This is a genomic window from Actinomadura hibisca NBRC 15177, from assembly GCF_001552635.1.
Taxonomy (GTDB): Bacteria; Actinomycetota; Actinomycetes; order Streptosporangiales; family Streptosporangiaceae; genus Spirillospora; species Spirillospora hibisca.
Genome location: NZ_BCRO01000012.1, coordinates 99431 through 116540 on the forward strand (window position 1 = coordinate 99431; position 17110 = coordinate 116540).

The 17110-nt window shown below is 69.2% G+C and carries 20 protein-coding genes; 8 read left to right on the forward strand and 12 right to left on the reverse strand.

The genetic code is table 11. The annotated features are described in order from the left end of the window. Nucleotides 1–94: 94 nt before the first annotated feature. Both AH6_RS06520 and AH6_RS06525 read left to right on the forward strand, forming a co-directional pair. Complete coding sequence (locus AH6_RS06520) at nt 95–715, forward strand: ATP-binding protein (RefSeq protein ID WP_083982312.1); 621 nt, start codon at nt 95–97, stop codon at nt 713–715. A gap of 241 nt (nt 716–956) precedes the next feature. After that, nucleotides 957–1268 (forward strand): STAS domain-containing protein, encoded by a 312-nt coding sequence (locus AH6_RS06525; RefSeq protein ID WP_067475211.1) that lies wholly within the window; start codon nt 957–959, stop codon nt 1266–1268. Nucleotides 1269–1284: 16 nt separating this feature from the next. On the opposite strand, the gene AH6_RS06530 is transcribed toward AH6_RS06525, so the two are convergent. Then, entirely contained in the window at nt 1285–1671 is a 387-nt protein-coding gene (locus AH6_RS06530) for a hypothetical protein (RefSeq protein WP_067475213.1), read from the reverse strand. Between the two features lie 186 nt (nt 1672–1857). Here AH6_RS06530 and AH6_RS06535 point away from each other — a divergent pair, with 186 nt between their 5' ends. Continuing rightward, nucleotides 1858–2586 carry a TVP38/TMEM64 family protein gene (locus tag AH6_RS06535; protein ID WP_083982314.1) on the forward strand — a complete coding sequence of 243 codons (729 nt, stop codon included), beginning with the start codon at nt 1858–1860 and terminating at the stop codon, nt 2584–2586. On the opposite strand, the gene AH6_RS06540 is transcribed toward AH6_RS06535, so the two are convergent. After that, nucleotides 2583–3101, reverse strand: a complete 519-nt coding sequence (locus tag AH6_RS06540) for a DoxX family protein (RefSeq protein WP_067475215.1) — start codon at nt 3099–3101, stop codon at nt 2583–2585. The two genes, AH6_RS06535 and AH6_RS06540, sit on opposite strands and share 4 nt — an antisense overlap. Before the next feature lie 2 nt (nt 3102–3103). Then, complete coding sequence (locus tag AH6_RS42160) at nt 3104–3985, reverse strand: VOC family protein (RefSeq protein WP_083982316.1); 882 nt, start codon at nt 3983–3985, stop codon at nt 3104–3106. 85 nt (nt 3986–4070) lie between these two features. On the opposite strand from AH6_RS42160, the gene AH6_RS06555 reads away from it, so the two are divergent. From AH6_RS06555 to AH6_RS44580, 4 genes are all read left to right on the forward strand, one after another. Continuing rightward, nucleotides 4071–5018: an Lrp/AsnC family transcriptional regulator gene (locus AH6_RS06555; RefSeq protein ID WP_067475220.1), complete on the forward strand. Its 948-nt coding sequence runs from the start codon at nt 4071–4073 to the stop codon at nt 5016–5018. 184 nt (nt 5019–5202) lie between these two features. Further along, nucleotides 5203–6039, forward strand: coding sequence for a peptidoglycan-binding domain-containing protein (locus tag AH6_RS06560; RefSeq protein WP_067475223.1), 837 nt, complete (start codon nt 5203–5205; stop codon nt 6037–6039). A gap of 40 nt (nt 6040–6079) precedes the next feature. Continuing rightward, complete coding sequence (locus AH6_RS06565; protein WP_067475225.1) at nt 6080–6967, forward strand: peptidase inhibitor family I36 protein; 888 nt, start codon at nt 6080–6082, stop codon at nt 6965–6967. Nucleotides 6968–6984: 17 nt separating this feature from the next. Then, entirely contained in the window at nt 6985–7920 is a 936-nt protein-coding gene (locus AH6_RS44580; RefSeq protein ID WP_169807809.1) for a peptidase inhibitor family I36 protein, read from the forward strand. Nucleotides 7921–7976: 56 nt separating this feature from the next. Here AH6_RS44580 and AH6_RS06575 read toward each other — a convergent pair whose 3' ends face one another. Continuing rightward, nucleotides 7977–8933 (reverse strand): NBR1-Ig-like domain-containing protein, encoded by a 957-nt coding sequence (locus tag AH6_RS06575; RefSeq protein WP_067475228.1) that lies wholly within the window; start codon nt 8931–8933, stop codon nt 7977–7979. Between the two features lie 239 nt (nt 8934–9172). Between AH6_RS06575 and AH6_RS42165 the strand changes: the two genes are divergently transcribed. Next, a complete protein-coding gene (locus AH6_RS42165) occupies nt 9173–9808 on the forward strand; it encodes a DUF4232 domain-containing protein (RefSeq protein WP_083982318.1) in 636 nt (211 codons plus the stop codon). A 102-nt stretch (nt 9809–9910) separates the two neighbouring features. Here AH6_RS42165 and AH6_RS06590 read toward each other — a convergent pair whose 3' ends face one another. From AH6_RS06590 to AH6_RS06625, 8 genes are all read right to left on the reverse strand, one after another. Further along, nucleotides 9911–10624, reverse strand: a complete 714-nt coding sequence (locus AH6_RS06590; protein ID WP_067475241.1) for a class I SAM-dependent methyltransferase — start codon at nt 10622–10624, stop codon at nt 9911–9913. 474 nt (nt 10625–11098) lie between these two features. Beyond that, nucleotides 11099–11539 (reverse strand): NUDIX hydrolase, encoded by a 441-nt coding sequence (locus tag AH6_RS06595; protein WP_245679203.1) that lies wholly within the window; start codon nt 11537–11539, stop codon nt 11099–11101. Nucleotides 11540–11561: 22 nt separating this feature from the next. After that, nucleotides 11562–12197 (reverse strand): AAA family ATPase, encoded by a 636-nt coding sequence (locus AH6_RS06600; protein ID WP_067475245.1) that lies wholly within the window; start codon nt 12195–12197, stop codon nt 11562–11564. Between the two features lie 51 nt (nt 12198–12248). After that, nucleotides 12249–13001, reverse strand: coding sequence for a hypothetical protein (locus AH6_RS06605; RefSeq protein ID WP_067475246.1), 753 nt, complete (start codon nt 12999–13001; stop codon nt 12249–12251). Nucleotides 13002–13085: 84 nt separating this feature from the next. Further along, complete coding sequence (locus AH6_RS06610) at nt 13086–13808, reverse strand: hypothetical protein (protein ID WP_067475247.1); 723 nt, start codon at nt 13806–13808, stop codon at nt 13086–13088. Continuing rightward, entirely contained in the window at nt 13808–14791 is a 984-nt protein-coding gene (locus AH6_RS06615) for a radical SAM protein (protein WP_067475248.1), read from the reverse strand. Before AH6_RS06615 ends, AH6_RS06610 begins: the two co-directional genes overlap by 1 nt. Nucleotides 14792–14868: 77 nt before the next feature. Then, nucleotides 14869–15603, reverse strand: coding sequence for a 2'-5' RNA ligase family protein (locus AH6_RS06620; RefSeq protein WP_067475254.1), 735 nt, complete (start codon nt 15601–15603; stop codon nt 14869–14871). Continuing rightward, the gene (locus AH6_RS06625) at nt 15600–16913 is read right to left on the reverse strand and encodes an NsdA family TPR-like regulatory protein (protein ID WP_067475257.1); all 1314 of its coding nucleotides are present in this window, start codon (nt 16911–16913) and stop codon (nt 15600–15602) included. Before AH6_RS06625 ends, AH6_RS06620 begins: the two co-directional genes overlap by 4 nt. Nucleotides 16914–17110: the final 197 nt, after the last annotated feature.

The following is a 17110-nucleotide window of genomic DNA, read 5'->3' on the forward strand; positions in this document are numbered from 1 at the left end:
AACGGAGCCCGTCCCGACGGGGGCGGCGACCCACGGCGGGTGGTCACTCCAGACCCCGGTGTCACCGGCTTCGAACGACTCGGAGCGGTACGACATGCAAGATCATCTTTTGCTGACCGCCACCTGCCGCGCCCTGGCGGACCCGGGGCCGCAGGCCCTGCGGATCGACCTGCCGCCCGAGGTCCTGGCCCGGGTCGCGAAGGCCGCCGCGCTCGCCGGGACGAGCGTCCGGGAGTACGTGCTGGAGGCGGTGGCGGCGCGGATCCGGCAGGACGCGCGCGCGGACGGCGACGGCTCGGCGGGCGTCCCGCGTCCGGTGCGCGACCGGAACCTGCGGCGGCGCACCTGGGAGCTGGCCTGGGACGACACCGCCGCCGCGCAGGCCCGCGCGCTGGTCCGCGAGGCCCTGGACGGCCGGGGCGCCGGCCCGGACGCCGACGCCGCGATGGTCATGGTCAGCGAGCTGGTGACCAACGCGTTCCGGCACGGCGCGCGCCCCATCCTGCTGGGACTCGCCCTGGGCGAGGACACCGTGCACTGCCACGTCGGCGACGGCAACCCGGCCCCGCCCGTGCCCGGCACGCCGGAGACCGACGACGAGAACGGGCGCGGCCTGTGGCTGATCGCCGGGATGGCGAACTCCTACGGCTGGTACCCGGCGGTCCCCGGAAAGGTCGTGTGGTTCTCCCGTCGGCTGGCCGCCGCCGACCCCTAGCGCGAGCCGCCGCCAGAGGTTCCTGCACAAGGACGGGCAATGCGGAGCGTTCCATCCGGCCATAACCCCGCGCCGCTGACCGGGGGCGCGTAACCTAGGGGGTGCGGCCCCGTACGCATTGTGAACGACATCGCTTTCGCGATCTTCCGTGCCGTCCAGACCCCGCGTCACGCAGATCGGCTTCGACCGTGCTCCCCCCCCCGCGCGGTGACACCGGATCTGAGACCCCGGGAGAAGACCCATGGAAGCCCTGACCGTGCGGCTCAGCCGCCTGGACGGCACCGTCACCATGACGGTGCGCGGCGACCTCGACATGGCGACCGTGGCCCTGCTGCGCCGCCGCGCCGACCACCTGCTGCTCCGGCGCGACGGCGACCGGCCGCGGATCGTCATCGAGCTGAGCGGCCTGACCTTCATCGACGCCACCGGCCTCGGCGCGCTGATCGCGCTGCGCGGGCGCACCGCGCGCGGCCGTCCCGCGCTGACGGTGGCCGGGAGGCCGCCGTGCCTGACGCGGCTGCTGAACGCGCTGGGGATGGCCGACGACTGGTGACGGCGCGGGCCGTCCCTCAGCCCTCCCGGCACGGGAAGCGGAACGAGTGGGTGAACCCGGTCGGCGGCCTGCCCGGCCGGGTCCGCGACCCGTAGGTGACGGCCACGACGCCGATGAGCGAGGGCGCGTGCTCCCCGCCGACGCCGTAGACCTCGCACAGCAGCAGCCGGACCGGCCGCACCACCCGCATGCGCAGCTCCAGCCCGGCGGGCGCGGCGGCGGTGACCAGGCCGCCGAGCTGGGCGAGCACGTCGTCGGCGACGGCGGTCAGCCCCCAGTTCCGCAACCGCCCGCGCACCGCGCGCCGGGCCCGGGACAGCGCGGCGCGCCCGCCGGGCGAGCGCCAGCTGTCGGCGAGGACCTCGGGTTCCGCGCGGTCGTCGGCCACCATCGGCTCGGACAACGCCGCCTCCTCAGCTCGTGTTCTCAGCGGCGGCGAACCGCCGGGGACGGGCGCGACAGGCCCCTTCTACCCGCTGGAAACCGATCGAAGACACTTGTCGGGGGTCCGGCCGGACCGGGGCGGCGGCCGTGCCCGGCGGCGCGCCGAGTACGGTCGCAGCAGGTGGTGTCCGAGCGAGGAGCGCGCATGAGTGGCCGTCCCGGTGACGCCGCCCCCGTCCCGTCCACGTCGCGGGAAGCGGAGGCGGCGGAGGACGCGCCGTCCAGGGGCGCCCTGGTGAAGCTGCTCGCCTTCGCCGCGGTGCTGGTCGGGCTCGGCGTCCTGATGGCGCTGGGCGGCGGCGGGCTCTGGGACGACATCAGCTCGTGGGTGGACTCGCTCGGTTTCTGGGGGCCGCTGGTCTTCATGGTGTGTTACGCGCTGGCGGTGTCGGCGCTGATACCCGGTTCCGTGCTGAACGCGTCCGCCGGAGCGCTTTTCGGTGTCGCCCTGGGGTCGGCGGCGGTGCTCGTCGGAGCCACGGCGGGCGCGGCGCTCTCGTTCGGCCTGGCGAGGCTGCTGGGACGTCCGGCGGTGGCCCGCTACACCGGGTCGGGACGGCTCGCGCGGCTGGAGGCGTACCTGTCGCGCCGCGGCTTCGAGTCGATCCTGGTGCTGCGCATGGTGTCGCTGTTCCCGTTCGGCGCGGTCAACTACGGGGCGGGGGTGGCCGGGGTGCGGTTCGCCCCGTACATGGCGGGCACCGCGCTCGGGATCGTGCCGGGCACGCTCGTGTACGTCGGACTCGGCAGCGCGCTCAGGGAGCCGGGGTCTCCGCTGGTCTGGATCGCGCCGGTGGGCCTTGTGGTCCTGAGCGCGGGCGGCTGGTGGGCGTCACGACTGGTCCGCGCGCGGGCGGCTGGTTCCGACGCCTAGCGCGCGGCCAACGAGGAACTGCGCGAGGACTCCTCCTGATCCGCCCGCCCGTCCGACCGGGCACACCAGAGGGCGACCGCGATGAAGACGAGCTGCTCGGGAATCCTGAACCACAGGGGCGTGGCCGGATCGCCGTTCAGCGGGACGTCCTCGATCGCCGCGTAGACGTTCGCCGGGAACATCACCACGAACAGCACGACGAGGCCGATCCCCGCGACGGGCCGGGTCGCCGTGCGCACCAGCCCCAGCGCGCCGAGCAGCTCCAGGACGCCGGTCGCGTAGACCATCAGGTCCGGGAACGGCACGAACGGCGGGACCATCGCCGTCATGTCGGCGTGGCTGGGCATCACCGTGACGCTGTCGGGCATGAAGTGCGCGGTGCCGGTGCAGACGAGCATGGCCGCCAGCGCGTGCGCCCCGCTGACCCGCCAGGTGGCGAACCGGGCGACGCCGAGCAGCCCGAGCAGGCGGAAGCCGAGCCAGGGGCCGAACAGCAGCAGGAGGGTGTCGAACATGGTCATCCTTCGGTGCGGTGGTGGGCGGTGAAGAACAACCCGGCGCCCCAGGCGTCGCGGGCGGAGACGAAGAAGCCGCCGCCGGCCTCGCGGGTCGCGGTGCCGCCGTCCTCGACGAGCGCGCGGGCGGCGGCGACGTCGTCCACCGCGATGGTCATGGCGGCCGGGTAGGAGGCGGCCGGGACGGGCTCGCCGGGCAGGGCCTCCGCCGCGTCCGAGGCCCGGACGATCTCCAGACGTCCGGCCGCCAGTTCCAGGACCGTGCGCGGCCCCTGCCGTTCGGGCGCGGTCTGGAGAATGCGGGCGTACCGGGCCGTGACCGCCGCGAACTCGGCGTCGGCAACGACGATCAGCACCGCCTCCAGGGCGCGGGCCCCGTTGGGATGGCGCAGGTAGCGCGGCTGATGCACGTAGCGGCGGGTGAGGTGCTGGGCGAACCCCACGTACGCCTCGGGCGTCGAGCGCGGATCGAGGTGGACGGCGCGGGCGCGCATGGTGCGGGTGCCGTCCTCGGTCTCGACGTCGCGTTCCAGGTCCAGGACGCCGGAGGTGCGCAGCCCGGCGTCGGCCAGCCGCCGGTCGGTGGCCTCGGCGTCGCCGGTGTCGAAGTTGAGCAGCCGGAATCCGTCGGCCATCGCCTTGGTGCGCCAGGGGTCGGGCGCGGACCCGTCCACGATGCCCAGCAGTTCGATGTAGGCCCCGCCGAACAGGGCGCAGCGGTTGGCCGTGCAACCGGGGACCGGCGGCTCGCCGGGGCGCTCGTTCAGCAGGTGCCGGGAGCGGGGGCTCAGGGTGAAGCCGAGCGAGGTGTAGGCGCGTTCCAGCCCGTCCAGATCGCGGGTCACGATGCCGGTGTGGTGGAAGCCGTGGATGTCGCGGGTCATGCGCCGATGCTGGACCGGCCACCGCCGTCCAGTCCCGAACGAACGCGGCGTACGCCGTTATCCGACACCGATCTACCATCATGAGGTGGATTCGGTCAGGCTCGAACAGGTCGATCTGCAACTGCTGCACGCGCTCCACCTCGACGGGCGCGCGCCGTTCAGCCGGATCGCCGAGGTCCTGGGCGTTTCCGACCGCACGGCCGCCCGCCGCTTCGCGCGGCTGCGCGCCACCGGCACGGCCCGCGTCACGGCCGTGCTCGACAGCCGCGGCACCGGCCACGCCGAGTGGCTGGTGCGCCTGCGCGTCCGGCCCGCCGGGGCCGCCGCCCTGGCCCGGACGCTGGCGCGGCGGCCCGACACCGCCTGGGTGACCGTGCTGTCGAGCGGCACCGAGATCGTCTGCATCCTGCGCGTCCCGGCCGGGCACGCGGCCCCGCTGGCGGCGCTGGCCCGCCACCCCCACATCCTCGACGTGCAGGCGTACGGGCTGCTGCGGCACCTGATGGACGGCCGCTGGTTCGGCCGGACGTCGGCGCTCGACGGCGAGCAGGTCGCCGCGCTCCGGCCGCCGCCCGGCGACGCCGCCCCCGTCGTCCTGACCGATCTCGACCGGCGGCTGCTCCCTGCCCTCGCCGCCGACGGCCGCGCCGCCTACCCGCGCCTGGCAGGCCACGTCGGCTGGTCGGAGTCGGCGGTGCGTCGGCGGCTGGAGGAGCTGCGCCGCTCCGGCACGCTCCGCTTCGACGTCGAGATCGATCCGGCGGCGCTCGGCTTCCCGACGCAGTGCCTGCTCTGGCTGACCGTCGCCCCCGCCCGGCTCGCCGCCACCGCCCGCGCCCTGGCCGCCGACGCCGAGACGGCCTTCGTCGGCGCGACCACCGGCCCGCACAACCTGCTCGCCATCGCCGTCTGCCGCGACGAGGACGCCCTCTACGCCTACCTCAGCGAGCGGATCGGAGCCCTCGACGGCGTCGGGCGCGTGGAGACGAGCCCGATCACCTCCTACACCAAACGCGTCGCCCCGCTCGGCTGAGCGGCCCGGCGGCCCGTCCGGCAGGCGCGTTCCCGTCCCCGTAAAGCGCAGGTCAGCCGGTATTTACGCCTGCCCGGAAAAATCGCCTGACAGTCTGACAACACCGTTTCTCTTGTGGACCTCTGGGCCATCCGTGACGTTTGTGTCGTCTCGATCAGCTTCCCGCCAGCAAACAGGAGAAACGATGAAGTCGCCCGCATACGCCGCAGCCGTCCTGTCGGCCGTCCTGCTCGCTTCCCTGACCGAGGCGTCCGGGACGGCGGCGGCCGCCGAGAAGGCCGTCCCGTCCGTGAACATGGAAGCGGTCGTCAAGGCGGCCCAGATCGACCCGCGCCGCCCCGACCAGACGCTGACACCCGGCGCGAAGGCCAGCGTGCTCCTCGTCGAGCAGGCGCTACGCGACCGGAAACTGCTCGACGCCAAATGGGTGGACGGGTACTTCGGCACCACGACGGTCGCCGCCTACGCCAAGTACCAGAAGTCGCTCGGCTACACCGGACTCCAGGCCAACGGGCTGCCGGGCAAGACCTCCCTCACCCAGCTGGGGACGAACCGCTTCACCGTCACCCGCGCCATCGGACCGGGCGCCAAGGTGACCAGCGGCGGCTTCACCCTCAACACCCGCACGCGGGACATGCTCGCCGAGGCCAAGAAGTTGTTCGGCGGCAGCCTCGTACTGGAGCAGGGCTCCTACAACCCCGGCGGCGACCCCACGTCGGCGGGCACCCACGACGGCGGCGGCGTCGTCGACATCTCGGTCCAGGGGATGAGCGCGACCACCCGCACCAACGCCGCCCGCGCGCTACGCCGCGTCGGCTTCGCGGCGTGGGTCCGCAGCCCCCAGCAAGGCAACTGGCCGTGGCACATCCACGCCACCGCCATCAGCGACACCGACCTGTCCACGCAGGCGCAGCAGCAGGTCGGCGACTACTACCTCGGTCTGAACGGGCTCGCCAACCACGGCCCCGACGACGGCCCGAAGGTGACCATCCGCACCTGGGAGGAGTACCGGGCCGGCTGACCCCTCCGACATCCACGCTCCCACAGCGAAGGAGAACGGCATGAAGACGCTCAACAAGATCCTCACCGGGACGACCGCGGCGCTGGCGCTGGGCGGGGCGGTGCTCGCCACCGCGTCGCCCGCCTCGGCGGCGACCAGGAACGGCACCTGCGAGAGCGGCGAGTTCTGCTACTACTACAACAGCGGGAACCAGGGCTCGGTCTCGGACTTCACGGGCTCGGTCTCCGACTACGGGACCACGCAGCCCTCGTGCTTCGACTTCAAGGGCGCGGGTGCGGGCAAGGGCCTGTGCGTCAAGAACCAGGCGGCCTCGGTCTGGAACCGGTCGAGCAAGACGGTCCGCGTCTACTTCAACAGCGGCTACGGGGGCAGCTACCAGGACTTCGCGGCCGGGGCCAAGGGCAACCTGAACTCCACCCTGAAGAACCAGAACGCCTCCCACGAGTTCGGGCCGACCGCGCGCACGAACCTGTCGCGCGGCCTGTACACGCTCACCGGAGGCCGCATCACCTGCGGCTTCGACGGCTACACCACCACCCCCGGGCGGCACGAGGGCATCGACATCGCCCGCGGCATCGGCTCCGACGTCCGCGCCCTGACCAGCGGCCAGGTCATCTCCGTCGTCCGCGGGGCCACCGGCCGGGCCGGGCTGTCCACGATCGCCGTCTACAACGCCTCGCTGAACAAGACGGTGATCTACCTGCACTCCGCCCCGCGCTCCTCGCTGAGCGTGGGCCAGAACGTCAGCCGCGGCCAGGTCATCGCCGACGAGTCGTGGCACGGCGTGTCGTCCAGCGCGTCCGCGCACACCCACGTGGAGATGCGGATCGGCAAGCAGACCCGCGCGGCCAAGAGCGTCGACGACCCGCACCTGGACAACCCGAACCCGACCTCGTTCTGGAACTCCCAGGGCTACAACGTCCGCTAGCGGCGAGGGAGAGCAGCGTGTCGAAACGAACCGCACGGCTGATCGCGGCGACCGCCGCGACGGTGCTCGGCGGGCTGGTGCTCGTGGCCCCGCCCGCCTCGGCGGCGGGCCGCGACGGAACCTGCGACAGCGGCGAGTTCTGCTACTACTACAACAGCGGGAACCAGGGCTCGGTCTCGGACTTCACGGGCTCGGTCTCCGACTACGGCACCGCGCAGCCGTCGTGCTTCGACTTCAAGGGCGCGGGTGCGGGCAAGGGCCAGTGCGTCAAGAACCAGGCGGCCTCCGTCTGGAACCGCAGCGCCAAGACCGTCCGCGTCTACTTCAACAGCGGCTACGGGGGCAGCTACCAGGACTTCAAGGCCGGAGCGAAGGGCAACCTGAACTCCACCCTGAAGAACCAGAACGCCTCCCACCAGTTCCTGAGCTCCACCCCGCCGCCGACCGGCTGCAAGACCGACGGCACGCACAGCAAGCTCCCGACGACGATCCTGGTGTACCGGGTGTCCCTCAACCGGGTGGAGCGGGTCGCGTTCAAGACCTACGTCCAGAACGTGCTGCCCAACGAGTGGGTGACGAGCTGGCCGAGGGAGTCCCTGCGGGCCGGCGCCATGGCCGTCAAGCACTACGGCTGGTACTGGGCGCTGCACTCGACCCGCAAGACGTCGGGCGGCCAGTGCTTCGACGTCTACGACACCACGTCGAGCCAGGTGTACAAGCCGGGCTCCGCCACGGCCTCGACGAACGCGGCGGTGGACGCGACGTGGAGCACGCGGATGACCCGCGGCGGAAAGATCCTGCAGGCCCAGTACTGCTCGACCACGACGGCGTGCGGCGCGTGGGTGAACGGGGACTGGATGTCGCAGTACGGCTCGCGTGACAAGGCCAACGCGGGCTGGACCTACTCCCGGATCCTGACGGCCTACTACAGCGGGATCGCGCTGAACTCCTGAGCCGACCCGCAAATCAACCCCGGCCCTGCCGCGCCCCGCACGCGGCAGGGCCGGACTCAGTTGACGATGACCTGGAAGTTGACGGGCCGACTGCCGGGAAACGCGACTCTCCCCGAAGCGTCCATCATCTTGAACCGGACATAACACAGCCCCGGGCTCTTCGGCGTAAAGACCTCAGTCCGAACATCAACGGTCCCACCCGGCCGCGTGTCCTTGATGGACACACGGTTCTTGGTCCGGCACTGGTCCTCCCGCTGCGGAAGATCGAGCCGGAGCAGCGAGTACCCCTGCCACCGGACGGTCCCGACGTTCTTGAACCGCCAGACCTTGACGACGGTCTTGCCAGAGCCGACCCGCGTGCAATCGGGCAGGGTGACATCGGCGATGAACTGGGCGGCGTCCCCCTTATGCAACGGTTGAGCCGCCGCAACCTGCGGCGCAGTCACAGGACAGACAGGCGAGGCAGCCTTGGGAGAAGCGGACGCAACACTGGGACGCCCCTCCTCAGCCCCAGAGTCACGATTGACAATGACGACCCCGAAGACCGCCACCCCCAGCACAGCCGAAGCCAGCACAACCGCAAAAACAAGCCGAAACCGCCCACCCCCCTCCGGCGCAGGCAGGGAGTCTGAGCTCTTGTCGACAGGCTGCGTCGCCCGCTCCCCGATATCAACGTGCACACTCTGGGGCTCAGTGGCAGAACTGGCCACCGAAACGTCCGCAAGGACCGGCAATCCACCAGTACCGTTCGCCCGGACGGTCAGGTTCGCCTGCTCCCAGCGCTCCTGGTAGTCATCGGGATCGGCGCCGCACGCCTTGACGAACTCGACGGTGGTGCCCCAGCTCGGCAGCCGGTTGCCCTTGGTGGCCTCGTGAAGGGTCGTGTGGGAGATCGCCCCGGACCGTCCGGACATCTCCCGGAAAGAGGGATTGCCGACCGAGTTGCGCAGTTCGCGCAGTGCGGCAGCGAAGTCCGCGACCGCCTCTGTCCGTGCACGCATGCCGTCGTCCACCGGGCGAAGCTAACAGCGCCCACCACCTTCCCTCAAGAGCTTGATCGAATACGGCCGCCCGCCCCGGCGGACCGGTCCACCGCCAGAGCCGCCAGACCACCACCGAAACAACGCCCAGCACCCACCCCGACGACGCCCCAAAGCCAGCAGATGTTCATGCGGAAAGAGCAAAACCCCCTGAGAAGTTCTTCACACCCCCGCAGTGGTTAGAGAAAAGCCAGAACGAGCATGCGACAAGAATGTTCACCAAGCTAAGTAACGCCAAGCCCACCCCCCGACGCGCCCTGCTGCCCACGGCGACCGCAGCGATGCTCCTAGGAGCCGCAGCCTGCGGAGGCGGCACAACCAGCGACAACACCTCGTCGGCCGCCAGCACCCCAGCGCCCCCGAAAACGACGTCTCCCTCCCAGAACAACGACGGCGAAACCCAACCCCCCACCGCTGACTCCCCGAACACCCCCCAAACCAAGAACGCCGAAGCCTGCAAATCCGCCGACCTCAAGCCCAGCCTGACGAACAGCGACGCAGCAGCAGGCAACCTGTACTTCAAACTGCGCCTGACCAACACGGGCTCCACGTCATGCACGCTGTTCGGCTACCCGGGCGTCTCACTGATGCGCCGCGACGGCAGCATGATCGGCAAGCCCGCCACCCACGAAGGCCCGCAGGGCCAAACGATCCGCCTAACCGCAGGCGGCAGCGCAACGGCGACCCTGCACACCGCGAACAAGGGCGTCTCAGACAAGCCCTGCCTACCGAAGCCCGACCTACTGAAGATCTACCCGCCCGGCCAAACGGAGCCCCTGACCCTACGCACCGACCGCCCCGAGGTATGCGCCAACGTCTTCACCGCGACCACAATGACGAAGCCCTGACCCAGAGCGAACGCGCAAAGCCGCGTCCGCCCTGGTCAAGCTGAGTGGATCGCATGAGACTCGAACCCAACCAAGGGGTCTGGTTCGTGCCGGTAGGTGTGTTCAGGGGACGGCTGGTTTGCGGGCGGTGAGCAGACGGGTCGGGACCCATGGACTACCCCACCACGCACGCCAGCCGAGGCCGCGCACGCAGATGTCCTGGGCGTTCAGCCGAGCCAGCACCGCAGCGTACTGGCGGGGGGTTCGCGCCAGGTCGGCGATCAGCAGGCGGCCGCCCGGCCGCAGCACCCGGTAGGCCTCGGTGATCGCTTGGGCGCGGGCGTCGGCGCCGAAGATGGTGTGCACCGTCAGGCTGGACACCACCAGGTCGAAGCTCGCTTCCGCGTACGGGAGCCTGCGCAGGTCACCCCCTTGCACATGAACGCGGTCGGCGACGCCTTCGGCGCGGGCGTTGCGCAGGGTCGCCGCCGGGGTGTTGCCGGACTGGTCCCGTCCACGCCACAGGTCCACACCGACCACCTGGCCCCGCGGCAGGCGCCGGGCGGCGGCCAGCAGGACGGCGCCGCGTCCACACCCCAGATCGAGCAGCCGCTCGTCGCCACGCAGGTCCAGCTCGTCCAGCACATCCCGCCAGACCAGGAACTTGCCGCGCAGCGTGGCGTGCAGGCTCAGGGCCAGGCATCCCGCCAGCAGGGTGCCGGAGACCAGCGCGGGCAACGCGGCGCCCAGACCGGCGGTGACCGCCATCACCAGCCCGGTCACCCAGAACCCCACCACGACCAGGCCCACAAAGCCGAACCCATAGGGAGCATCCATCCCGTACCGCGCGCCAGACACCCCGCCACTCTGCCACGAACCAGCCACTCAGAGACCGACTACGCCGCCCCGCTCCACCACCGCCCAACTCACCGCCGCTCTGCTGCCGGCCGACCTCAAGGCATTCGGTCAAGGGATCTACGACGTCGAGGATCCGTTGCATCCGCTGCGCTGGTTCGATTGGGACGACCTGCGTGAGTGCTTCGAGCGAGAGACGACATTCCTGAGCATGCCCTCAGCCCAGCGTGAGGCGGAGACTCGCAAGATCCTGGACCAGACGTTCGGTGGCATGGATCCCGCCGCTGGGAAGGAATAGGCGGGGCTATCCGCTGTTCTGCGCATGCCCGGTGAACCCCTGGGACACCACGTTGTGGCATCCCAGGGGAAACCGCCACCGACCGCACATGGCCGGCATGTATCCGATCGGCACCCCGTACCGGATCACGATCGGCGCATAGCGCCCTCGTCCCGACCTCAAAAGGGTTGAGCCTCTGAGCGGTTGTCCCAGCCCACCGCGCTGAAGGGTTTTTGGCGCTGGAAGGCGGCAAGACCTTCGGCGGTGTAGGGGTAGGTCGCGGCGGGGAGCCGGTCCAAGGGCCACCAGGCGATCTGGGAGCACTTGTGGGGTTCGGCGTTGCAGGGCTCGCCGTCCCAGCGTCGCACTTCGAAGAACGTGCCCATGCGGGCGTTGCCCAGGTGGTTGCGGTAGTGGATCAGGTGGGCGAAGCGCAGGTCGTGTTCGGCGATGCGGACGCCGATTTCTTCGTGGGCTTCGCGGATGGCGGCTTGGGCGATGGTCTCGCCCGCCTCCAGCTTTCCGGAAGGCAGGTTCCAGCGGCCATCGGCGTAGCCGGTGCCGGCTCGTTGGGCCAGCAGGACGTGGCCGTCACGGATCAGGATCAGCAGGGCGTCCATGATCGTGGTGTAGGGGGCCTGCTCAGCCTGGGCAAGGGCGCTCATAGGTGGGTGAGGTTAGCGTGGCCTGCCACTTCGTCTGGTCCAGACGCGCAGAAATCCAGGCGACTCGTTGGCAGGTCGTCAGTCCTTGGGGGACCTCGATCAGCGGCAGCCCGGTTTCGTAGGCGGTCTGGCGGAGCGTCTCGTCCATGGCGTGCTGTAGATCGGCCACCTTGTCGCGGAAACGGTCGCCGGGCTGGCGGGGGTCGTAGGTGTCACTGGTGTAGAAGATGGCGTCGTACATCGGCGCAGCAGCGGCCGCGAGCTGCTGCATCGCGTCCACGAGCCGTTGGTCGCCCGGCGGGAGCAGCAGTCGGGCGTAGGCGACGACGTTGAGCAAGGTCTTGTCGGTGATCAGCAGGCGCTGGTTGCGAGCGGCGCGGAGATGAGTGGTGAGTTGGGCGCCGAAGGCGTCGAGTTCCGCGGCGCGGTCGAAGGTCCCGTTGCCGTGCAGGACGATCTCTTCCATGAAGGGGCTCGACCTGGCGGGTTCGTCGGTGCAGGTCACGTGCACGTTGTGTTCGCGGTAGTAGCTGGTCAGCGCGTGGACGAGAGTTGTCTTGCCGGAGGCGTGGGTGCCTTCGACGGCGATGACGCGACATTGGCGGATGGCCACGTGAGACCTCTCCTTGGTCGGCAAAGCATTGGAGCGACGGAGCCGGGAAGCTCAGAGCAGAGCACGGAAGGTAGGGGAGTCCAACCAGGCGAAGCGGCTGGCCAGTTCCGCTCGGAGCACGGTGTTGACGTTGAGGGTTCCTGTCCAGTGCCCGAGGTCCCGGCCGTTGAGCGTTGCGTACGCGGCGGATAGACCATGGCGGAGGTTGAGGACGGTGATGCGTTCGCGTGCCTCGGTGTTCTGGTCGTTGAGCCAGTCGCGGTGTAGGGCGGTCATGGATTTGCGGGCGAGTTCAGGCTGGGTGATGTCGAGTGCGAGCTCGCCGCATACGTCCACGAGGCGGCGGCTGATTCCGGTGAGGGCGTCTGTGAGGTCGTAGCGGGAATCGACGACCTGAGGGGCTTCTGCCGTCCGTCGGTCGTGCCAGCGTGTACGCAGGGATTCGACGTGGTGGAGTTGGCGTGCGCTGGCGTTCCGCAGGACGGCGAGGTCGCTGGAGACCTGGTGGCCGATGATCAGGTCGGCGGTCTCGCAGACGGTGCTGATCTCCGCGTCGGCGGCTTCGATGAGGTCAGCGGTTTCCCGGTCGTCGGCGACGTAGGCGCTCGTGTATCCGAAGGTCGTGGGCACCGGTCCCGGTTGATCGGAGATCTGGAGCCAGGTGACGGACCAGCAGAACGGAATGTTCCCGTTCTTTATGCGGTAGTTCTTGCTCCATTCCACGTCCAGCGAGGCGACCAGGAGTCGGCCGGGCTCACGTTGAGGAGCGCGGCCGAGGCCGCCGAGATTGCTATTGATGATCATTGCAGTGCTTTCGCGGGATCTCTGGGTTCCGATGGTGGTCAGCGCACGACAGCTTGTTCAAGGAACGGGTGAACGGGCGAATTTTCAGGTGGCGGGGTTGACGCTGGACGGCGCGGCGAAGGTCTGGCTGGGGAAGCAATCGGCGGCGTTGGCAGCCAGGTGTGCACCGGCGTCGAGTTCACTTTCCCAGCGGTATCGGCCCAGATGGCGCAGGCCGATCAGGCCGCTGACCAAGCTGCGCTGAGTTGTGTGCGAGCCGATTGCTTCGGCGGCCGGGCTGATGGTGCTCGGAGGTGGCGTCATGCCGATGCCGAACCGGGCGGCGGTTTCGGCGAGGTCCGTACCGCAAGGTTCCACAGCGGTGATCTCGCAAAGCTCGGCCATGCCCGAAGGGTTCCGGCCGCTCGGCCAGGCGTCGGCGAGCGCCGTGATCCCTCGGTGCTCGGCTGCATTCGGCACCATGTTCTCGATTGCGCGTAGTGCGTCTTCGAGTCGATAGCCGATCACGACCTTCGCCAGTCGGCGGGCACGGGAGACGTCGAGCTCGAAGCACTTGAGCAACTCGTCGATCTCGGCCCGGTCCGCGGCGCTGATGGCGCGAAAGCCGAAGCGGGACACGGCGGTCGGGACGACTGACTTGGTGCGATGCAGGGGAAGGTAGACCACCGCATATCCGAGGGCGACCAGACTGCTTTCCGCGTGCACGAGCTGAACGTCGAAGGCGGCGGCGAGTTGCGGTTCCTTGCGCCAGAGCTGGCCGGTGCCGTATGGGTCATCCGGCCAGCTCATGTTGGTGTAGGCCGCCATCAGCGGATCGCTCGATCCTGAGTGAGGATGCTGCTCCCCAGGTACTTGGCGTAGTGGTTCTCCTTGTAGGGGTACCGCTCCCACAGCGCCGTGATCGGCTCCTGGAGGATGTTGCCGAGGGGCAGCCACAGGTCGGGACGGTCGTAGACGGGCCAGGCGTTGGTGTTGCCGTTTGGCTCGATCACGATCATGTGGCCCTCGGTGCGCTCGGTCCACGGCGTCATACGAACGGCCGGAGCCCAATCGTGCGTCGTGCGGAGCTCCACGAGCCGGTGGAAGTGGTCGGTCGCCTCCTCGACGGTGATGAACTCGTGTTCGGGCAGGTCGAGCGCGTTGCCCTTGCGCAGCGGAAGGATCAGTTTGACCTTGCCCGCGCCGAGGACATCGGCGATCTGCACCAGGTAGGGGAGCCCGTGCAGGGTGGAGCGCAGGACCACGGCCGAGAAGGAGATGGGGATGCCGGCGCGGTGGAATGCCTGCACACCCGACAGGACCTTGTCATAGTCGCCGCGGACCCGGCGGAAGATCTCGCGCGGGCCGTCGAAGCCGATGTTGGCGAACTCGATCCTTCCCGCGAGTTCGGGGGCGAGGTCCATGCCGCGCGTGGCGTTGGTCGGCAGGCCGATGATGAACCCGTCGAAGACGTCGACCACCTCCGACAGGTCACGGCGCAGCAGCGGTTCACCGCCGGACAGGAAGACGCGGTGGACGCCGGCCAAGTTGGTGGCCATCACCTTGAGCTGTTCCAGCGAAGGGTCTTTCATCTGGAGCGTTTCGCTACAGAAGCTGCAGTCGAAGTCGCACCGCTTGGTGACCTGGACGATCACCGAGAGCGGTGCGTGCGAGGCGGCGGCGAGCTCGCCGACGTGATCGGTGCTCGTACCCGCCAGGGCGAAGTGGTGCCCAGGGGTGAACGAGATCGATCCGTCCCCGAGGGGCTTGCGGGGTCGGGCGGGAACCGCCGGCATTCCGAGCAGGGTCATGGTGGGACTCCGTTCTGAGCGGGGCACGAGTGCCACCGCCTAGTGAATTCCGGAGATCCTGACCCGCCTAGAGGAGATCAGAGGAGGTGATCGCTCGTAGCTTCAGAGCCGAGGGGCAGGCTGTAGAGCACGTCCCAGCGGTAGGTCCTGCCTTCGCGGCGCAACTCGACCAACTCGACTGATGCGATACGCACGTTCACCGGCGGAAGCGTGCGGAGCGGGGCGACAAGAGCAGCGACGGGGCCAGTGGGGCGTTCCTGGTTGTTGTAGGTCACCCCGAGGTGGGGCCTGAAGCGGCTCGTAGGTTTACCGCCGGGTACTCCGGCCTGCGCGTTGACTTCGGTCAACGCCGCGTGCAGATCAATCAGGGGAGACCAAGGTGTGACGCTGCACCGGACCGCGCCCCGGGAAGCCGTCAGGGGATGGACGTCTGCCGTGAACGCCGCCGGGATACGGCTGAGGGCCTGGTCGGCCAGAGCATCGATCGTGCCGAGGTCCACTTGATCGGGCTGGCCGATCTTGGTGATGGTGATGTGCAGCCCGTCTTCGGGAACGTCGTCCATGCGGAGTGGCGTCAGGGCTTCCTGACAGAGGCGGGCCGTCTTCACCAGCGCGGGAACGTCGGAAAAGGTCAGCATCCAGTAGTAGGCGCGGTGGCCGTCATGCCAAGGCGGCCGGTTCCAGTGGTCCTGCATCGTTTCGAGACGCTGGAACGCGGTCCAGTCATGCGCGGTGATCGTCGCCGGGTCGTTGAGGTTGGTCGGCGGGGAGGGCGGGAAAGACCGCTGATCCTCTCGAAGAACGGGAATCATCGTGTCCTTCCGGGCGCGTCCTCGTTGATCGCTTGGGCGAGCGGTCGCGTGAACCACTCGTCCAGCCGCTGTCGGTAGTCCCCGACCTCGGTCTTTTCCGCCCAAGGACTGACCAGTCCGGCGAGTTCACGCGCCCGCTGCCCCACTGACTTGATGGGTGCGGCGGAAGCCATCTCCAACGCCTCGCATCCGAGCGCCATCGCCCGTTCCACCTCGGGTGACCGTTGTGCGACCAGGGCACTGGCGACGTCCAGACGGACCAAAGCCTTGCTCCATCTCGACTGCGAACTCTCCACCAGCTCGTCCAACTGATCGGCGTACTCCAGCACCTGCTTGGGTTGTCCCAGGGACAGGAACGCCGTTACGGCGTTCGCCACCGTTCGAGCAGGACTGTACGGGGCGAAAGCGATGCACGGCGACATCCCGTCTGGAAGGTCGTCGGTCTGGTCGGAGAGACGGAGCGCTTCTCCGATCATGCGTTCCGCCTGGCCGCTCGTCCCACTCATCCGCGCCGAAGCCCTGGCCCTGCCGTTGACGAGCACCCTGATCGCCTGAGGACTGGACGGCGCCAAATCCACAGCGCATGCCGCGACCTTGTCCGCCTCGTCGTACCGGCCTTGGTAGTACAACCCGAACGACCGGGTGCCCAAAGACCACATCCGTAGCTCGACGTCGCCGACCTCTTGGGCAAGAAGATCGGCTTCGGTGCAATACGCCTCGGCCATGTTGGGCCGTCCGATGTTGACCGACATGTAGGCCAGCAGCCCCGCGGCACGTCCGGCCAGCGAGTACAACTCCGTTCGCTGGGCAGGCGACTGGCGTCCTTCCAAGAGAGCGTGCAAGGTTTCGCGCAGAGACCGGGCTTCCGGGATCAACGGCCAGGGACCGAGAAGCTCGTAACGTGCCACCACGTGCTCGATGGAGCGATGGGCCATCTCAAGCAAGCGATGGTCGACGTTCGATGTAAGGACCGCGCGGGCCTGGGCCAGGATGCGTGTCGGATCGTCAGACTCGATCCCCTCGCCGTCGTCCTGTGGCCCGACGGAAGCCGGGAGTCCGACACGGAACTCCGGTAGGCGCTCCCAGACCCGGCGGTAGAGCTCTGCGTAGATCGGGCCCGGCCGGTGGGTTCCGCTCTCATGGAAACGGATCTCCCGGATGATCGAGCTTCTACTGGGAAGTTGGGTGCGCGTCCTGTCGTCGGCCGCCGACTCCAGCTGCCTTGCCATCTCGTTCTGAGTCCAGCACAGGCGCAGCCGCCTTTCACGGATCTCTTCGGCCCAAGCGGGCCGGACCTCATCGCTGCTCATCCGGATCCCTAGACGTGGGTGACTGCAAGCTCTCCTGCCTCCTCCTCCAGTCTCTTCCTGACAATGGCCATTTCTCAGGTGTTCGCTTTCGGTGACCGAAGCAACACCGGACAGAAGGCTTGAGTGACCGCCTCCGTGAAACGCGAAACGGACATGATGCCCGAACCCCTCGACAAGTCTGAACCGCGTACGGCCAC